Raw genomic sequence first — 16044 nt, 5'->3', positions numbered from 1 at the left:
GGGCTCATTGATCGAAGGCGATCGAGACGGTGTCGGTTAACGCTACCGACTGGCACGCGAGACGCAATCCCTTCTCGAGGTCGTAATCGTCGAGAGTGTCGTTGCAGAGCATTTCCACTTCACCTTCGCGCAAGGTGAAGGCGCACGCGCCGCAATTGCCTTCACGGCAGACGTATGGCGCGTCCAGGTTCTCAGAGAGCAGCGCGTCAAGCAGGACTTCGCCCTGCGGCCAATCGATAGTGTGCGTTTCGCCGTCGATTTCGGCGCGAACCCGCGTCGCTTGCTGACTAGCTTCGGTGAGCGAGGTTGTTGGGCGGAAAGGTGACCGCGGCGGTGCGAACGGATCCGTGGGCAGCGATGCGAATACCTCCCGATGGATGCTGGCCGCGCTGACGCCGCACCCGAGCAGTACTGTTTCCGCGACTTTCATGAACTCTGCAGGGCCGCACAGGTAGGCGTGTGCACTTGGAGGGACAGCCGCGATACGGTCGGCAAGTTTCTCTGGGATGGGTGGCCCGTCGACAGAGTCGAGCCAGTGTATGACGTCAAGCCGGTGTGAATATCGAGCTTCGAGCTGCGTGATTCCGTTGTGGAATATGACGTCGCGGATGTCTCGGTTGGCGTAAATGAGGACAACCCGGTTCGAGTGACAAGCGAGCGCGGTTTTGAGGATCGACATGATCGGCGTGATGCCGCTGCCAGCTGCCACAAGAACGAGATCCGCATCCCATCTGCGGGGTGAGAACATCCCGGCAGGGCGCAGCGAAAGCAGCGAGGAACCCGGCTCGATATTGTCGCAAATCCAATTCGACGCGTACCCGTGCTGGGTTCTCTTGACCGTGATCTGCAGGTCGCTGTCAACCGCAGGGGCGCTCGAAAGCGAGTAGCACCTCGCGATCGCGCCTGTCTCGTGAGGTATGCGCACCGTCAGGAATTGCCCAGGCGAGTATGTGAACTCGCTTCGGGCGTCGGCAGGCATGTCAAAAACGATGGAGAGGGCGTCTGCAGTTTCTCGGACGACGCGTGATACGCGAAGTGCGTGCGCACGCTGCTCGACGGTTGAACTGGTCATATAACTCCCTTTCTGCAGCTCGGCGATGGCGAGCGGTCGGCTGAGCCCGATTGTGCACCGATCAATGTGCCATTGACAAATGGCACATTGGTCGGTGATGCTTTCGATATGCGTATTCAAGGGTCAATGTCGACCCCTTCCAGCTATCTGTCGACGGCTGCTGTACCGCTGACCGGTTCCTTCCAATCGCGGACCGCCGCGATGGTGACTCGGGCAAGCGTGCGGCGGCTCAACAACGCACTTCCCTCGAATGCCGCCGGGGTATGGTTCGGCCGCACGATGGTGGCGACCTTCATGGCGGCGCTGGGGCCGCCACTGCCGGGTACGACGGTGGTCCCCGTCCGCGACGCCGTGGTGCGCGGCGAATGGGTGTCGGCACCCGGTGTCACGCGTGCCGACAAGGCGATCTACTACATCCACGGCAGCGGCTACGTAGTCTGCTCAGCGCGCACGCACCGCGGGCTCGCGTCCAGGCTGTCGAAGACGACGGGCGTTCCGGTGTTTCTCACGGACTACCGCCTTGCTCCTGAGCATTGTTTTCCGGCGGCCGCAGATGATGTTGAGGCTGGCTATCGATGGCTACAAGAGCGCGGTTTCCGGCCGCAGGACATCGTGGTGGCGGGTGACTCAGCCGGCGGCCACCTTGCGATGGATCTGCTGATCGAGAATGCCCGCCAGGGGCAAGCCCAGCCGGCCGGGGCAGTGATGTTCTCGCCACTGGTCGACCTCACGCTGAACCGGGCGAGAGCGCAAGAGGCCGTGCGCAAGGATCCGATGATCTCAGCGCAGGCGGCCCGCCGGATGGTGGACATGTACTCCTGCAACGAGCCGGAGGATCACCCGAGGCTGGGTCTCTCTTTGCGCACCGGGGTGAGTTTGCCACCGATTCTGGTGCAGGCCGGTGGCGCCGAGATGCTGAAAGCCGATGCTGAATACCTGTACGCCATGGTGACGGCCGCGGGGGGCAGGTGCGAACTCGAGGTGTGGCCGGATCAGATGCACGTCTTTCAAGCCCTTCCCCTCATCATCCCCGAAGCGGCCGGAGCGCTGCGCCGTGCTGCGGCGTTTATTCAGGCGGCCCACGGTATGGCAGTCGGCGAATACGCGGAGGTGAGCTGACGTGGGGATTGTGGCACCATTTCTGTCGCGCGGCCGCTCCGCACCTTCACGCGGCGCGCGGGCGGTTGTTACGGGCGCGGGCAGTGGCATTGGACGGGCGTTCGCCATCGAGTTAGCGAAACGCGGCGGTGAGGTGATCTGTGCCGATATCGACAAGGGCCGCGCTGACGCGACGGTGCAGACCATCAGCCGGATCTACGGAGCTAAGGCGCATGCCTTCTTCTGTGATGTCGGACGACGTGCGGATGTTGAAAGTCTCGCGCTGCATGCCGAGCTGATCTTCGATGGCCCCGCCACCCTGGTGATCAACAACGCGGGTGTCGGGATTGGTGGTAAGCCAGTCGGTGATATTGGCCTGGATGACTGGAAATGGGCACTCGATATCAACCTGTGGGGTGTCGTGCACGGCTGCGAGACGTTCGCGCCGCAGTTGCGTGCCGGGCATGGCGGCGTCATCAATGTCGCGTCGGCTGCAGGGTTCGCCGCCGCCCCCATGATGGCGCCCTACAACGTCTCCAAAGCCGCCGTGGTGTCACTTTCGGAGACGATGGCCGCCGAACTGCGCAGGCACGGCGTGACGGTCACTGTACTGTGCCCCACCTTCGTGAAAACGAACGTGGCGCGGGATGGGCGGATCACACCGCAGTCGTCCACGCTCGCCGAGGCACTGATGCGCTGGACCGGTTACACGCCCGAAAACGTCGCGAAAATGACCCTCGACGCGCACGACGCGGGGCGACTTTACGTTCTGCCGCAACTCGACGCGCGCCTAGTTTGGCACCTCAAGAGGCATTTCCCTGCCCAATACACCTACTTTCTCAGCTTGCTGCCGCGGCTGCTGCCCGACGGCACGGCGGACGAGAAAGCAAGCAGTGCGGATGCGGAAAGAACAGGAGTCTAGCTATGACATTCGATTTCGATGACATGCTGCGAAAGATCAAGAACCGGCAATGGTCGCTCGCCGACATTGATTGGGATGCCCCAGGTGCGGACACAATCACGCCGGAGCTTTACGCCAAGTTGAAGCCGTTCATGGCGGATCTCATGTGGATCGAAAATGTGGGTGCACGCGGGTTCGCGGCTATGGCGAAAAAGGCGCCGACCGCGACCTTGCGGGAAATCTACAAATACTTCCACGCCGAGGAGCAAAAGCATGCGAACGCAGAATTGGCGCTCATGCGGCGGTGGGGGATGCTGGACGGCGACGAGATTCCTGAACCCAACGTCAATGTCAAACTGGTAATCGATTTCCTCGACAAGTACTCGGACGGGATGTCGCTGTCTTTCCTTGGGACCGTGATCCCCATGCTTGAAGTCGCCCTGGACGGCGCCCTGATCAAATTCATCACCGATGAAGTGCCGGATCCGGTCGCGCAGGAGGTTTTCAAGAAGATCAACGCTGACGAGGCGCGCCACCTCGCGACGGATTATGCAGTCATGGACCTGCTGGGCCATGCCACGGTGCGCAAATTGTTCATTGACCTCGTTGGCGGATGGCTCAACCCGTCACTGCTGATTGGCGTTCTGAGTTACGTCCCGCTGCTGAACAAAATGCGTGACAACGTCGTCGCGATGGGCGTCGACGAAGAGCGGCTGTACGTTGCGATGCGCCGATTCAAGAGTGTTGGGGAACGGAGCGCTTACGCACGCCGCGTCCCGATGTACCAGATCGTGAAGGCCCACGCGGGAATGGTGATCAACCGTGGCCATCCATATCACATTGTCGCTGACGCGCTCGTGAAAGCGACTGAGCGCATTCCGCACCGGCTTCTTCCCGGCCAGCCAGCCTGGTCGAAAGAGCTGACCTACGAGCCAGTCGCATGAGTGCCGCACAGCCACTGGATGTGGCCATCATCGGTGCAGGGTTCGCGGGCATTGGCGCGGCTATCCGGCTCAGACAACGGAACATCACGAACATCGCCGTTTTCGAGCGCGGCGATCGGATTGGTGGAACGTGGCGGGACAACACCTATCCCGGGGCTGCCTGTGATATCCCATCGAGGCTGTACTCCTACGGTTTCGCGCCCAATCCCGACTGGTCGCATACGTATTCCACAAGCGGGGAGATCCTTACCTACATCGAACGCATAGCTGACGATTTCGGCGTGCGGCCTTTCATTAGGTTCGGCCACAACGTCAACGACCTCGTTTTTGATGAGGATGCTGGGTTTTGGCGAGTCCACGTCGAAACTGCTGCGGCACCGGTCTATGCGCGATCAGTGATTCTCGCGTCTGGGCCACTTGCGAACGCGAGCTTTCCGGCGATCCGCGGGCTGGACGACTATCGGGGCCACAAAATCCACAGCGCACGCTGGGATCACACCTACGATTTCCGCGAGAAGAAGGTCGCTGTTGTCGGCACCGGCGCAAGCGCCGTACAGATCATTCCCGAGCTCGTCCGGCAAGCCTCGTCCGTGAAGGTATTTCAGCGCACGCCGGGCTGGGTCCTGCCGCGGGTAAACCGTCCGACACACCATCTCACAAAGCAGATTTATCGGCAGTTCCCGATCGCCCAGCAGGTCGCCCGCGCCGCCTGGTACTGGGGTCACGAATCGGTGGCGTTAGGAGCGGTGTGGAACACCCCGTTCACCCGAATCATCGAGATAGCCGGCAAAGCACACCTCCGCACGCAGGTAAAGGATCCGTGGCTGCGCCGCCAGCTGACACCCGACTTCCACGCCGGTTGCAAAAGACTGCTGATGAGCAGCGACTACTACCATTCGCTGCAGCGTGACAACTGCAAGCTCGTCACGTGGCCGATTGACCGGATCTCGGAGCGCGGCATCAGGACCGCTGAGGGCATCGAGCATCAATTCGACTGCATCGTTTTCGCCACCGGATTCGACGTGTCGAAGACGGGAACTCCGATACCCGTCGTGGGCCGCGGAGGGCGAGTGCTGGCGGCAGAGTGGGGCAAGGGAGCGTATGCCTTCAAAAGCGTCGCGGTTTCGGGATATCCGAACCTGTTCATCACCTTCGGACCGAACTCAGGGCCAGGGCACAACTCAGCGCTCGTCTACATGGAGGCTCAGATCGACTACATCGTTGCGGGAGTTGAAGAAATCCTGGCCCGTCGCGTGCTGCTCGACGTGAACGAGCAGCGCCAGGACCGGTACAACGTGTCAATTCAGCGCCGGCTTCGCAGCACCACCTGGAATTCCGGGTGCCAGAGCTGGTATCTGACCGAAGAGGGGTTCAACCCCACCATGTATCCCGGATTCGCCACGCAGTACATCAATCAGCTGCGTACGTTCGACGTCTCTGACTACGACTGCGCCAGCATGCCGCACAGTCATGCTCACTCCGATTCATCGCGAGCACCGGAGGTCTTGCGCAGCAGCCGTTGAGTGAGCCGCCTCCCTCGGCCCGGTCCGCGGCAGTAACATGTCGTACCGGAGCGCGAGGGAGGCACTGCTGCAATGCCGGAGTATCGGATTGATGACCTAGCTCGTGCGGCTGGCGTCACCACTCGCAATGTCCGCGCGTACAAAGAGCGCGGATTGCTCCCCGAACCCCACCGGCAGGGCCGGACGAACTTTTATGACGACTCGCACCTCGAGCGGCTCAAGCTCATCAATACTCTGCTGCAACGGGGATTCACAATTAACCACATCGCAGACTTCATCGCCGGGTGGGAGAACGGCAAGAGTCTCGCCGAGATCCTCGGGCTGCCCGGGTCGGCAGCTGTGGGCTGGGTTCGTGACGAGACACTCGAAGTGCCGTTAGCTGCGGTGCGGGCACGCCTCGGCCGCGATAGCGAGCTACTGGACCAGCTCGTGGCCATGAAGATGGCAAGGATCGACGGGGATACGGTCGAATTCGCTGAGCCCCAGCTGGTGCAGGCGTTCGTCGAACTACAGCAGTTTGGGTTCGAGTTACGCCCGCTCATCCGCGTCATGGCGGATGTTGCGGAGCGCACGAACGAGATCGCCCAAATAATGATTCGTGCGGCACTTGAAGTGAGTGGCCCTGAACGCCATGACCAGTTCGCGAGGCCACATGATGTTGCGCGTGCCATCGACCAGCTCAAGCAACTCACACACGTCGCGGTGCGGTCCGTTCACATTCTGCTCGCGCGCGCCGTCGACGAAAACCTCAAGCGGGGCTTGAACCGCACGGATGATGAGGACACGTCGACCCAGGATTAAGTGAAGCTTCCGTTGCGGCACTGCGCATACCACGGACTAAGATCGAGGTGTGGGGCAGATCACAGGGAGTGAGAACAATGTCTGCAAACTCAACAGCGTCACGGCCAGGGACTGGCCATAAGCATGCTGATCCCCTAGCCGCGCACGATTTCTCCCCAGCCGACATCCCCTCTCAGGAAGGGAAGACGATCGTCATCACGGGCGGTGATGGAGGTCTTGGCAAACAGTCAGCGAGAGTGCTGGCCGCGGCGGGTGCCTCCGTGATCATCGCATGCAGAAACCTCGAGCGCGCGAAAGCTGCGCTCGATGAGATCAGTTCGGTCGCCTCGGGTGCCAAGCCGTCACTGGCTCACCTCAACCTCGGTGACCTCAGCAGTGTCCGCGCATGTGCGGAGGAGATTGCCGAGCACACAGATTCGATCGATGTTTTGATAAACAACGCGGGCCTGATGGCGGTGCCTTACAAGGAAACTGATGACGGCTTCGAATCCCAGATCGGTGTGAACCATCTGGGCCATTTCGCGCTGACAGGACTGCTGCTGCCGCGGCTGCTCTCGGCGAGCTCCAGCCGTGTTGTCACAGTGAGCTCGATTATGCATCACCAGGGCAAGCTCGACGTGGATGATCTCAACTTCAAACGCCGCAAGTATTTGCGTATCAACGCGTACGTGCAGTCAAAGGTCGCGAATATGCTGTTCGCCGCTGAGCTCGCGCGTCGTGCCGAGGCTGTGGACGTCCCGCTCACCTCGGTGGCGGTGCACCCGGGCGCGGCAGCTACCGATCTGTTTGACCCGATCGTCCCGACAATGGGCCTGCGCCGCATGGTCCGCCAGATCATCGCCCTCACCGCGGCCTCGGTCGAGGAAGGTGCCCACAGTACCCTCTACGCGGCGACAATGCCTGACGTGCGCAACAACGATTTTCTCGGCCCCACTGAATTCGGCGGCGTCAAAGGCCCGGTCAGCAGGTGTCACCGCAGCAGGGACGCGGACGATCGCGACCTAGCACGGGCGCTCTGGGAAAAATCAGTGGAGCTTACCGGCGTCGACTTCGCTGAACTCAATAAGTGACGGTCTGAAACGTGGCGGCAGGCCGCTCCGTCTCCTGGTGATGTCCGGTAGCGTTACACCGTAACTGTGACATACCAGGGGCGGAGCACACGAACCTCATGATCGACGACAACACCACCACGGCCGGGGCTTCTTACGCGGCAGCCGGAGTCGATATCGACGCTGGCGATCGCGCGGTGGAGCTTTTTAAGCCACTCGCAAAGAAAGCTACTCGGCCGGAGGTTGTCGGAGGGCTCGGTGGGTTCGCGGGTCTGTTTGCGCTCAAGAACAAGTACCGTGAACCGCTGCTCGCAGCCTCTACCGACGGAGTCGGCACGAAAATTGCCATCGCGCAGACGATGGATAAGCACGACACGGTAGGTCTTGACCTCGTTGCGATGGTCGTGGATGACCTTGTCGTATGCGGCGCTGAGCCGCTTTTCCTGCAGGACTACATTGCGGTCGGAAAGGTCGTTCCGGAGCGGGTCGCGCAGATCGTGTCCGGCATCGCCGAGGGCTGTGTGCAGGCCGGTTGTGCGCTGCTCGGCGGGGAGACCGCCGAGCACCCAGGCATGATGGGCGAAGCCGATTACGACCTGTCCGCGACCGGAATAGGCGTTGTTGAAGCCGACTCGGTGCTGGGCCCTGACCGGGTCCGGCCCGGCGATGTCGTGATTGGGATGGCATCGTCAGGCCTGCATTCGAACGGGTACTCGCTGGCGCGCAAGGTCCTTCTCGAAATTGACCGCATGTCCCTTGCTGGACATGTCGAAGAGTTCGGGCGGACTCTTGGTGAAGAGCTGCTCGAGCCGACGCGCATTTATGCGCGTGACTGCCTCGCGGTGATCGCAGAAGCCGATGTGCGCACCTTCGCCCACGTGACGGGTGGGGGACTCACCGAGAACCTGGCGCGCGTGATGCCGAAAGGGCTGGTTGCTGAACTTGACCGTGGCACCTGGAGTCCGGCTCCCGTTTTCCGCATGATCGCGCAACGCGGCAAGGTCATGGAAGCCGAGATGGAGCGCACGTTCAACATGGGCGTGGGAATGGTGGCCATCGTCGCGCCTGACGACGTCGACCGGACGCTTGCCGTGCTCACCGCACGCCACGTTGACTGCTGGACGCTCGGCACGGTGCGCAAAGCGAACGAGGTGCACGCGGGGGACGACACTCGCGCGGTCCTCGTGGGAGAGCACCCCAGGTTCTGACCTAGTTCCGTTGTGACAACAGGCGGGGTGCCTCGCGAGAGGCACCCCGCCTGTTATGTCAAAGGGAAGCTAGAACCTCATCGACTCCAGCTAGCGTCGTCGTCATCGACCCAGCGCGAGTACTCGTGCTCGTACGGGTCGTCAGAGTAGGCATCGTCTCGCGGGGAGTTCGATGCCGCTCCCGACAGTTCTCGCTGGAGCCGATCGAAGTCGGTGTCCGGTGAGCTGTATTTCAGTGCCCGTGCAACCTTGGTCTGCTTCGCCTTAGCCCGGCCGCGGCCCATGGCTGACCCCCTCGCGCGATGTCGGGGTGGCCTGGGGATTTGGCGACCCCGTTCGTGTCTGATGTTCTTCCTGGCAAACACTCTACCGCGAGACGCGGACTTGCGCCGCAATGACGTCTCCGTTTGCGGCCGCAAGCGATGTGAAGCCTACCGCATTTTCGTGGGCTAGCTGTGTTTGTTGCTGTCTGTTGCCTTCTCCGCCGGTCTGTTACGCGGGTCAGTCAGAACTGCACGGCATCTACTGTGATCTGTACCTCTCCAACGGGCTCGCCGCCACCGAGCACTGGAGTCGCCGGGATCCGGCTGGCTCCGGGCGCGTCGAGCGCGCGCAGGACCGCTGCCGCGAGCGGTAGCCGCGGCCGTTCGTGACCGTCGGCGATCTTGAATGCGAACGCCGACCCGTCGGGCAGGGCGCCGGCGAACACTCCATCCGCGCCCGACTTGCACACGAGGCCAGGTACCGCCCGAATGAGGGTGACATCTGTCTTTCCCGTTCCGGACAGCAGGTAAGGATGCTTGCGTATGACGTCGGCGACCTGGTGCTCGAAAGTGCCGTCAACAGCGGTAACGAGCTTCTGGAACGCGCGGGCAAGTCCGGTCAGTGACACCGGCACGATTGGCAGCCCGCACCCGTCCACACCCAGCGGGTGCTCGGCTTCTCCGGTGAGTTCACGCACCGTCGCTGCCAGGTGCGTTTGTAGGGGGTGGTTCGGAGCCATGTAGTTCGCGGTCGGCCAGTCGTGCTGCAGGCACGCCGCCAGCATCGCAGCATGCTTGCCGGAGCAGTTCATGTAGGCGCGTCGCAACCCTTCAGCACGGTGGATCACCCGCGCGCGGGCTGTCTCATTCGATGGCAGATCGGGCGGGCATTGCAGCATGTCTTCTGTCGCACCGATCTTGTCCAGCATCCCCTCGACAATCGCGACGTGGTCCGGCTCGCCTTCGTGAGACGCGCTGGCAAGCGCGAGATGCTCGTCATCAGCGGGCTCGTACCCGGCGCGCAGCAAACCGACTGCTTGCAGCGGCTTATTGGTGGACCGTGGATAAATCGGTGTATCCGCGCTGCCCCGCAAGTGTCGAATGTGGCCACGTGGGGACAATACGACCAGGGCGCCGTGGTGGACGCACTCCACGAACCCTGACCTGATGACGTTGACTAGTGGAACGTAGCGCATGTGTCAGCCTGCTTTCAGCGTCCCCGCAGTTTGTCGACGGCGGCGCGGCCTGGCTGGACCTCGTCGTAACTGGGCAGCGAATCAGGGTCGATCGATGCCGCGACTTCCCGGCCGGGAGCGCCTGCGGTGAGTTCGCTGTCTACGGGCACGGTTCGCTTGAGTAATCCCAGCGCGATAGGCCCGTATTCGAAATGGTCCACCACGGTGCCAACGCGGCCGACCGCGCGGCCGCCGGTGCTGACCGGATCACCAGTGACAGGGCGATGCTCGTCGGAGCCATCGAGGTGGAGCAAAACGAGGTGCCGGGGCGGCCGTCCCAGGTTATGCACCCGGGCGACTGTCTCCTGGCCCCGATAGCAGCCCTTCTCCAGGTGGACCGCGCCATGCTGGGCCGCGGTTCCGATCCAGCGAGCTTCATGCGGAATGGTGCGCTCATCGGTGTCGACGCCGACCCTGGGACGCAGCGCGGTAACCCGCAGCGCTTCGAAGGCCCAGGTGCCCGCAGGGTGCGCGCCGGCATCGGTGAGACGCTGCCACACGACACGCAGTTCAGCGCGGGGCACGATCGCATCCGCACGGCCCTCGGCGGGCCAGGCGAGCGGCCGGGTGAAGCCGCTCGCGAAGGGCTGCGCCTGGCTGATGTCCGCGACAGCATCCGAGACACGAGGGCCGAGGAGGGAGACGACGGCCATGTCGGTTTCGGTGACCTCGACCTTGGACCAGAAGATCATCTTGCGGAGATACCCGAGCAGCGCCGGTGCGCGGTCACGTTCCGTGTCAAGCCAGAGGGTCTCACCGAAATGCGTCGCGATGAAGTGGTGCTCGATCCGTCCATTGACATCGAGAATCAGGCTTTCGGCGGTCTGGCCCTCGGCGAGGTCGGTGAAACTCTGACTGGCCAGGGAGTGCAGCCATGTGAGGCGATCTGCGCCTGTCACGGATATCACAGTGCGGTGTGAGCGGTCGATCACCGCAAGCGCTTCGGCGCCTGCACGCTGTTCGACAAGAGGATCACCGCAGTGCCAGGCAACGCCCTGATCAGGCCATTCTTCCGGGGCTGGGACAGCGCCTGGTACAGCGAGCAGCGGACTTGAATAGGTCGCGGCTGAATGCCCGGGGCTGAGGTCGGTAGCGCTGCCTTGTTCGCGTGCTTCAGGATCGGCCACGTCAACGATCCTACGGCTGCGGCGCCGAATACGCTTTTGTATATGGCTGAGCAGGTTCTGGTGACGCTCGATTGTGAGCTTCGTGACGCGGACGAACCTCTCCTGCACGCAGACGATATGGCTGCGCTGCGGGGAGATGGTGTGTTTGAAACAATTCTTGTTCGGCGCGGCCGCGCGCTGAACTTAGAGGCGCACTTGAAGCGTCTCGCGCAATCTGCCGCGATGCTCGAATTGCCAGAACAGAATGCACAGGAATGGCGCGACGCGGTTGCGATGGCGGTGCAGCGCTGGGGCGACCGCCGCGAGGGCGTGCTGCGGCTTGTGTACAGCCGGGGGCGCGAGTATGCCGGGAGCGCGGTGACTGCATACGTGCTCGTGAGCCCGCTCAACCAGCGGGTGCATCAAGCCCGCTCGAGTGGTGTCACCGTGATCTCGCTCGAACGCGGCTACGCGAGCGACTTGAAGGAATACGCGCCCTGGCTGCTGTTAGGTGCGAAAACGTTGTCATATGCGGTGAATATGGCGGCAATCCGGTATGCCGCCCGCAACGGGGCGGACGACGTGATCTTCGTGAGCTCGGACGGATACGTGCTCGAGGGGCCGCGCTCGACGGTGATGATCCTCCGCGGTCGCGAACTCGTGACACCACCTGTTGACTACGGTGTCCTGCCCGGCACCACACAGCGAGCTGTGTTCGATATGGCCGACGAGCATGGCTTCCAGGCCTCTTACGCGCCGCTTACCGTCGTCGACCTGCTCAACGCGGACGGGGCCTGGCTGGTGTCTAGTGTGGCGCTTGGCGCGCGCATCACGTCCGTCAACGGCATTCGGATGCCGGAGCCGAAACTCGCTCTCGACGTTGCTCGCCTGATTGACCGCGCGGTCGAAAAAGCGGACTAGCCAGGTGTTGCGCTAGTGCTCGGCGACCTCCGGGAAAAGACCGGCTTTCGCCACCTGGCCGCTGATCTCGCCCGGAACGAACCGGCCGATCCATTGTGAGGCGGCGATCAGTGCGTCAAGGTTGATCCCGGTCTCGATCCCCATATTGCGCAAGATGAACGCGAGGTCCTCAGTGGCGATGTTGCCCGTCGCATTGGGTGCGAACGGGCAGCCGCCGAGACCGCCAACAGATGCGTCGAGCGTGGTCGCGCCTGCTTCAACACCGACAAGTGCGTTCAGGTAGCCGGTGTTGCGGGTGTTGTGCAGGTGCAGACCGAGGGGTAGTTCAGGCCAGCGCGTGCGCATCCGGTTTAGGAGGTCTCGCACCTGCGTCGGAACCGCACAGCCGATCGTGTCGGCGAGAACCAGTTCGTCTGCGCCCGCGTCGACGAGCTTGCCTGCGAGATCGACGACGGAACTGGGCGCGACACGGCCCGTGAACGGACATCCGAAGCTCACTGCGATCACCGCTGTGAGCTTCCTGCCGGCCGCATGCAGCGGCGCCGCTGCAGCCCCGAAATCAGCGACGGTCGCTGCAACCGGTGCGTTGACGTTGCGAAGGTTGAATGCATCGGTGGCTGACACAGCGAAGCGCACCTCGTCGAGGTCGCATTCGAGGGCGCGCTGCACACCGCGCGTGTTCAGGACAAGCGCCGCGATCAGCACTCCCTCGGGCCGGGCGATCTCCTGCAGAATGCGCTCAGCGCCCGCCATCTGGGGCACACGCCGGTCGTTGACGAAGCTGACTGCTTCCACAAGTGCGGGGGATGCGCTGGTGAGTCGATTGATCAGCTCCACGCGCTCAGCTATCGAAAACTCTCGGCCGAGGTTCTGTAGCCCGTCGCGCGGGCCGACTTCAGCGATTGTGATGTCACTCATGTTCCGTCCTTCGCAGGACTACGGCGTTGTCGTCGCCGGGTTCCGCGCGGCCCAGCCAATTCACCCTGCCAGGTGTTTTCGACAGCTTCGGTACGACGCCGGGCACCGCGAGCTCGCCAAACCGTTCATCAGGTTGCCGAACGATCATGCCGCGTTCTTGGGCGTGCGGATCGGCAACGATGTCGGCGATCGAGTTGATTGGGCCCCACACCACCGCGTGGGCGTCCAGCGAGCGGGTCACGTCCGCGTACGTCAAACTCGAGGACCACTCAGTGATGATTCGGTCGATCTCTTCGGCATTCTCGCCGCGCGGGATATGGGTGGCGAAGCGCGGGTCTTCGGCGAGTTCTGGTTTGTTCATCGCTGCAGCGAGTCGCCGGAACATGGGATCCGCGTTCGCGGCGATCACGATGTGACGGCCTTCCTTGGTGGGGTACACGTTGCTCGGCGCCAGGTTCTTCAGGCTGGTGCCCGTGGGCTCGCGCACGACACCGAGTTTGTCGTAGTCGGGAAGAGTTGATTCGAGCATCGCGAAACAGCTCTCGAGGATGGACGCGTCGACGACCTGGCCGGTGCCGCCGCGTGCGTCGCGCCAGTACAGTGCCATGAGGAGTCCTTCGAACGCGAAGAGCGCGGCGAGCGTGTCGCCGAGGGAGATGCCACATCGGGGCGGGACCTCGCCAGGGAACCCGTTGATGTAACGCAAGCCGCCCATGGCTTCGCCGACGCTCGCGAATCCCGGCCGTGCCGAGTAGGGCCCGGTCTGGCCGAATCCGGAGATTCGGACAATGATCAGCCGTGGATTGATCGCGTGCAGCTCATCGGGCCCGAGGCCCCAGCGTTCCAGGGTTCCTGGCCGGAAGTTCTCAACGATCGCGTCAGCGTCCCTGGCTAGTTCACGGATGACGTCGCGCCCCTCATCGGTGCTCAGGTCGGCGGCGACAGACCTCTTGTTGCGTGCGATTACCGCCCACCACAGACTCGTTTCGTTGACTTTCTTGCCCCAGTCACGCATTGGATCGCCGCGGCCTGGTGGCTCGATCTTGATGACGTCAGCTCCGAAGTCGGCGAGGCGGCTGCCTGCGAATGGGCCCGCGATGAGCTGTCCCATTTCAAGCACGCGGACGCCCTGCAAGGGGCCGCTGTGTGTGTCTGCAGTCACGATCACCATTGTTGCAGTGATGTGTTGCAGGGTGGCCCGTCCATTCGGTCCAGTTCGTCCGGGGCTGCATATGGGACTTCAGTCCCTGGGAAGACATGCCGTTTGGCACTGCGCTGCCCCGGCCAGAAAGAGGAAGCTCAGAAGCTGTTGTCGAGAACTTTCGGGTTTATCTCTGCAGGTACGCCGCTTTCCCAGTGTGACCAACGTCTACTACAGGGCGTAGTGACTACTACTTTTAGTAGTAGTACGGTCAGTTTATGGCCGAGGAGTGCCGGTGGTTCTCGGCTGAACCTTCCAACCGGAGGGGCCAGCCCGCCCTAGTTTGGAGATCGCCGTGAACAGCCTGGAAGCGCTGGATATCGCCCGGTGGCAGTTTGGTGTCACAACCGTGTACCACTTCATCTTTGTGCCACTCACGATTGGCCTCGCGCCGCTCGTTGCGGTGATGCAGACGATGTGGATGGTCACAGGCAAGGACCATTGGTACCGGCTCACGAAATTTTTCGGAAAACTTTTCTTGATCAATTTCGCGCTCGGTATCGTCACCGGCATCGTCCAGGAATTCCAGTTCGGCATGAACTGGAGCGAATACTCCCGGTTCATCGGTGATGTGTTTGGTGCGCCGCTCGCGCTCGAAGGCCTCGCCGCCTTCTTCATCGAATCGACGTTCCTCGGGTTGTGGATCTTCGGCTGGGGGAGATTGCCACGACTCGTACACCTCGCGACGATTTGGCTGGTGGCGATCGGTGTCAACGCGTCGGCGTACTTCATCATCGTCGCCAATTCGTTCATGCAGCACCCCGTCGGCGCTGTATTCAACGAAGAAACAGGCCGAGCCGAGCTGAGCAGCATTTGGGAACTTCTGACCAACCCCACGGCACTCGCCGCGTTCCCGCATACCATCGCGGGCAGCTTCCTCACCGCGGCGACATTCGTCGCCGGCGTCGGCGGCTGGTGGATGGTCCGGCGCATGCGGCAGGCGAAGCATGCCGACCCGGTGCAGGCGGTTGAACTCATAGAGGAAGCGCGCACGATGTGGCGGCCCGTCACCCGGATGGCCCTCGGTGTGATGATCGCCTCGGGCGTCGCGCTCGGTGTCACCGGCGACATCCAGGCCAAACTCATGTTCGAGCAGCAGCCAATGAAGATGGCTTCCGCTGAAGCTCTGTGCCACACCGAACGGGGCGCCGAATTCTCGCTGTTGACCCTGGGCGATCACAACAACGACTGCGAGAACGTCCGCCACATCCTCGCGATTCCGGGACTGACCTCATTCCTGGCGACCAACGACTTCAATGCCGAACTCATGGGCGTCGTGGAACTTCAGGAGATGTACACAGAGCGGTATGGTGAGGGCGATTACGCGCCAAATCTGTTCATCACGTACTGGTCGTTCCGCTTGATGATCGGACTAGCAGCTGGCTCGGCCATCCTTGCTTTCGCCGGTCTGTGGGTGACCCGGCGCAACCGGGTCCCCGACCAGAAGTGGTTCGCGGCTCTCTCCATTCTCGCGATTCCCACGCCGTTCCTCGCGAACAGCTTCGGCTGGATCTTCACCGAAATGGGTCGCCAGCCGTGGGTGGTCGTGCCGAACCTCACCGGCGTCGACCAAATCCGGCTCATGACCGCAGACGCGGTCTCGAACCACTCGGCCGGGATGGTCCTGACCTCGCTGGTCACATTCACCCTGGTTTACGGCCTGCTAGCCGGAGTCTGGTTCTACCTGATCAGGCGATACGTCATAGAAGGCCCGCTCGAGCACGACAAACATCCGCACAAGCCCGACGACGACACCGGCGAGGAAGTCAAGCCACTGTCGTTCGCCTACTAAGCCGGGAGTCTG

15 protein-coding genes are annotated in these 16044 nt (G+C 62.4%); 9 read left to right on the top strand and 6 right to left on the bottom strand.

Annotated features, from left to right (window positions below; all coding sequences use genetic code 11):
* Window positions 1-4 precede the first annotated feature (4 nt).
* On the bottom strand, window positions 5-1072 hold the full coding sequence (locus tag ONR57_RS16515; RefSeq protein WP_265124620.1) for a ferredoxin--NADP reductase: 1068 nt from the start codon (window positions 1070-1072) through the stop codon (window positions 5-7).
* Between the two features lie 126 nt (window positions 1073-1198).
* On the opposite strand from ONR57_RS16515, the gene ONR57_RS16510 reads away from it, so the two are divergent.
* The 7 genes from ONR57_RS16510 to purM all read left to right on the top strand — a co-directional run bounded on the left by ONR57_RS16510 (window position 1199) and on the right by purM (window position 8596).
* Entirely contained in the window at window positions 1199-2191 is a 993-nt protein-coding gene (locus tag ONR57_RS16510; RefSeq protein WP_265124619.1) for an alpha/beta hydrolase, read from the top strand.
* A gap of 1 nt (window position 2192) precedes the next feature.
* Complete coding sequence (locus ONR57_RS16505) at window positions 2193-3092, top strand: SDR family NAD(P)-dependent oxidoreductase (protein WP_265124618.1); 900 nt, start codon at window positions 2193-2195, stop codon at window positions 3090-3092.
* A gap of 2 nt (window positions 3093-3094) precedes the next feature.
* Window positions 3095-4015, top strand: coding sequence for a ferritin-like domain-containing protein (locus tag ONR57_RS16500; RefSeq protein ID WP_265124617.1), 921 nt, complete (start codon window positions 3095-3097; stop codon window positions 4013-4015).
* Window positions 4012-5538, top strand: coding sequence for an NAD(P)/FAD-dependent oxidoreductase (locus ONR57_RS16495; protein WP_265124616.1), 1527 nt, complete (start codon window positions 4012-4014; stop codon window positions 5536-5538). The genes ONR57_RS16500 and ONR57_RS16495 overlap by 4 nt, the downstream gene beginning before the upstream one ends.
* Before the next feature lie 72 nt (window positions 5539-5610).
* Window positions 5611-6339, top strand: coding sequence for a MerR family transcriptional regulator (locus ONR57_RS16490; RefSeq protein ID WP_265124615.1), 729 nt, complete (start codon window positions 5611-5613; stop codon window positions 6337-6339).
* A gap of 77 nt (window positions 6340-6416) precedes the next feature.
* Window positions 6417-7409: an oxidoreductase gene (locus tag ONR57_RS16485; protein ID WP_265124614.1), complete on the top strand. Its 993-nt coding sequence runs from the start codon at window positions 6417-6419 to the stop codon at window positions 7407-7409.
* A gap of 98 nt (window positions 7410-7507) precedes the next feature.
* Window positions 7508-8596: a phosphoribosylformylglycinamidine cyclo-ligase gene (purM, locus tag ONR57_RS16480; protein WP_265124613.1), complete on the top strand. Its 1089-nt coding sequence runs from the start codon at window positions 7508-7510 to the stop codon at window positions 8594-8596.
* 77 nt (window positions 8597-8673) lie between these two features.
* Here the strand turns inward: purM and ONR57_RS16475 are convergent, their stop codons facing one another.
* The 3 genes from ONR57_RS16475 to ONR57_RS16465 form a co-directional block, all read right to left on the bottom strand.
* A complete protein-coding gene (locus ONR57_RS16475) occupies window positions 8674-8880 on the bottom strand; it encodes a DUF3073 domain-containing protein (RefSeq protein WP_265124612.1) in 207 nt (68 codons plus the stop codon).
* A gap of 221 nt (window positions 8881-9101) precedes the next feature.
* Complete coding sequence (locus ONR57_RS16470) at window positions 9102-10055, bottom strand: asparaginase (protein ID WP_265124611.1); 954 nt, start codon at window positions 10053-10055, stop codon at window positions 9102-9104.
* A 14-nt stretch (window positions 10056-10069) separates the two neighbouring features.
* Entirely contained in the window at window positions 10070-11140 is a 1071-nt protein-coding gene (locus ONR57_RS16465; RefSeq protein ID WP_265124689.1) for a folate-binding protein YgfZ, read from the bottom strand.
* A gap of 123 nt (window positions 11141-11263) precedes the next feature.
* Between ONR57_RS16465 and ONR57_RS16460 the strand changes: the two genes are divergently transcribed.
* Window positions 11264-12121, top strand: coding sequence for an aminodeoxychorismate lyase (locus ONR57_RS16460; RefSeq protein WP_265124610.1), 858 nt, complete (start codon window positions 11264-11266; stop codon window positions 12119-12121).
* 12 nt (window positions 12122-12133) lie between these two features.
* Here the strand turns inward: ONR57_RS16460 and ONR57_RS16455 are convergent, their stop codons facing one another.
* Window positions 12134-13039: a hydroxymethylglutaryl-CoA lyase gene (locus ONR57_RS16455; RefSeq protein ID WP_265124609.1), complete on the bottom strand. Its 906-nt coding sequence runs from the start codon at window positions 13037-13039 to the stop codon at window positions 12134-12136.
* The gene (locus ONR57_RS16450; RefSeq protein WP_265124608.1) at window positions 13032-14201 is read right to left on the bottom strand and encodes a CaiB/BaiF CoA-transferase family protein; all 1170 of its coding nucleotides are present in this window, start codon (window positions 14199-14201) and stop codon (window positions 13032-13034) included. The genes ONR57_RS16455 and ONR57_RS16450 overlap by 8 nt, the downstream gene beginning before the upstream one ends.
* 343 nt (window positions 14202-14544) lie before the next feature.
* On the opposite strand from ONR57_RS16450, the gene ONR57_RS16445 reads away from it, so the two are divergent.
* The gene (locus ONR57_RS16445) at window positions 14545-16032 is read left to right on the top strand and encodes a cytochrome ubiquinol oxidase subunit I (RefSeq protein ID WP_265124688.1); all 1488 of its coding nucleotides are present in this window, start codon (window positions 14545-14547) and stop codon (window positions 16030-16032) included.
* Window positions 16033-16044 lie beyond the last annotated feature (12 nt).

The sequence above is a fragment of the Hoyosella sp. YIM 151337 genome, assembly GCF_026041215.1.
Lineage (GTDB): Bacteria > Actinomycetota > Actinomycetes > Mycobacteriales > Mycobacteriaceae > Hoyosella.
This window is presented reverse-complemented; position numbering and strand designations above follow the sequence as displayed.

Coding starts and splice junctions, on each gene's coding strand:
- ONR57_RS16515 (WP_265124620.1), bottom strand. CDS start 1,072: ATGACCAGTTCAACCGTCGAGCAGCGTGCGCACGCACTTCGCGTATCA.
- ONR57_RS16510 (WP_265124619.1), top strand. CDS start 1,199: ATGTCGACCCCTTCCAGCTATCTGTCGACGGCTGCTGTACCGCTGACC.
- ONR57_RS16500 (WP_265124617.1), top strand. CDS start 3,095: ATGACATTCGATTTCGATGACATGCTGCGAAAGATCAAGAACCGGCAA.
- ONR57_RS16495 (WP_265124616.1), top strand. CDS start 4,012: ATGAGTGCCGCACAGCCACTGGATGTGGCCATCATCGGTGCAGGGTTC.
- ONR57_RS16490 (WP_265124615.1), top strand. CDS start 5,611: ATGCCGGAGTATCGGATTGATGACCTAGCTCGTGCGGCTGGCGTCACC.
- ONR57_RS16485 (WP_265124614.1), top strand. CDS start 6,417: ATGTCTGCAAACTCAACAGCGTCACGGCCAGGGACTGGCCATAAGCAT.
- purM (WP_265124613.1), top strand. CDS start 7,508: ATGATCGACGACAACACCACCACGGCCGGGGCTTCTTACGCGGCAGCC.
- ONR57_RS16475 (WP_265124612.1), bottom strand. CDS start 8,880: ATGGGCCGCGGCCGGGCTAAGGCGAAGCAGACCAAGGTTGCACGGGCA.
- ONR57_RS16470 (WP_265124611.1), bottom strand. CDS start 10,055: ATGCGCTACGTTCCACTAGTCAACGTCATCAGGTCAGGGTTCGTGGAG.
- ONR57_RS16460 (WP_265124610.1), top strand. CDS start 11,264: ATGGCTGAGCAGGTTCTGGTGACGCTCGATTGTGAGCTTCGTGACGCG.
- ONR57_RS16455 (WP_265124609.1), bottom strand. CDS start 13,039: ATGAGTGACATCACAATCGCTGAAGTCGGCCCGCGCGACGGGCTACAG.